We start from the raw sequence: 1,257 nt of genomic DNA, 5'->3' as shown, positions 1-1,257 counted from the left end.
CTTTCCTATTTCAGCTTTGAACAGCTACTTGCCACCGAGTTTCCCCCTGAGGAGTACATCCTTTCTCCGCTCATCGAGAAGGGTGGCCTCTACATGGTCTATGGCCCGGCTGGCTTGGGGAAGACATGGTTCACGGCTGGCCTTGCCGTGGCCGCAGCAAGCGGTAAGCCCTTCCTGAAATGGTCCGCCTCCCGCCCTTATCGGGTCGCGTACATCGATGGGGAAATGCCCGGTCGTAAGATGCAGTGGAGGCTTCAGAGCATCAGTAAGGCCCTTGGGGCAGACCCCGGGGTGGTCGGTAAGAACCTGTTCTACCTCGGGAGGACCACCCAGGACGCCAAGGCCCTGTTCCCCGATCTCGCTAACCCCGGGGATCACCCCAAGGTCGTGGAGTTCCTCAGGGCCGTTAAGCCCGATCTCGTCATCCTGGATAACCTCTTCACCCTGTGCCGCTCTGGTGATCGGAATGATGTCCAGTTCTGGGATGGGGTACAGGAGTTTCTCCTAGACCAAAGGGCCAGGGGGCGCAGCGTCATCGCTGTTCAGCACACGAACAAGGCGAACGGGTACCACGGCACGTCGGCACAGTCCGTGGTGATGGACGAGATGATCTCACTAGAGTTCCCAGGGGAACCGAATGCCCAGGGTGCCCGCTTCGTCGTCAAGTTCACTAAGGCCCGGAATGCCACTGGTGACGATGCCGCCCCGCTGGTCGTGGATGTAAACCAGTCCCTCGATGATCCCCGTGGGATCGACGGGTATAGCTGGAGGCCCTTGGAGGATGATCCCGTCGAGGGGGCTGTAAGGCTCCTCAGAACGGGCCACTATAGGAACCAAGGGGAACTTGGGAAGGCACTGGGGAAAGACCGGACCACCGTTAGCCGCCACCTGAGGACTGCCCAGGAGCGTGGGCTAATCAGTGCCTCGGAAGTCGATACTCTCTTCGCCAAAGCACGGGGAGTGGTCCCGGCGATCCAGGCCGACATCGAGGACGACTGCGAGTTCTGAGCGGCCTGGAGGGTGTCAGACCACCCGAAGGGTCTGGCAGGAACAGCAGCTAGTGTGCATCTGTGCGTCTTTCTAGGGATGCACACTGCACACCCCACAAACACCATTGAAATTACTGGCGTTTTTACCCTGGAAAATTCCGGGTGTGCATGACCCATGCACGCTCTTAACCCGCCCCCGCGCCGTCCTGGCCGGGGGTTTTTCTTTGTATGGAGGACACATGAACCCGAAACGTAAAACCACCTTCGA

Annotated in this window: 1 protein-coding gene; it reads left to right on the top strand. The window is 59.4% G+C overall.

Annotated features, from left to right (window positions below; translation table 11 throughout):
* Positions 1-1,008, top strand: a 1,008-nt coding sequence (locus A6A04_RS00040) for an AAA family ATPase (protein ID WP_156612391.1), incomplete at its 5' end; no start/stop codon positions are given.
* Positions 1,009-1,257: the final 249 nt, after the last annotated feature.

It is taken from the genome of Paramagnetospirillum marisnigri (assembly GCF_001650715.1).
GTDB lineage: Bacteria > Pseudomonadota > Alphaproteobacteria > Rhodospirillales > Magnetospirillaceae > Phaeospirillum > Phaeospirillum marisnigri.
Note: the sequence above shows the minus strand (reverse complement) of the source record. Positions and strands in the feature narration are given on the sequence as shown.